Source organism: Thermus sp. FJN-A (genome assembly GCF_054655095.1).
Map to the genome: position 1 here is coordinate 1 of NZ_BAAHSC010000272.1, position 236 is coordinate 236.

The 236-nt window shown below is 75.0% G+C and carries 1 pseudogene; it reads right to left on the reverse strand.

From position 1 onward, the window contains the following. A pseudogene (locus ACYQ0J_RS13690) lies at positions 1-236 on the reverse strand (hypothetical protein); the annotation flags it as partial.

The following is a 236-nucleotide window of genomic DNA, read 5'->3' on the forward strand; positions in this document are numbered from 1 at the left end:
CCTCGGAGTCTCCCTTAGGGGGACTTTTATATGACTCTCTCAGCCTCAGGCTCCAGGCGGTGCGCCCCCGGCGGGCGTCCTCCTCCAGGTCCCGCCACGGGTGGCGGAAGTCCTCCGGGTCCAGACGGGGGCGGGCCTCCCGGTGGGGCAGGCGCACGGCGTAAAGGGTCCCGGCGGCGTAGACCCCCGTCCGGCCCCGGAGGGTGGCCGGGGCGCGCCAGGCCCTCCGGCGGATG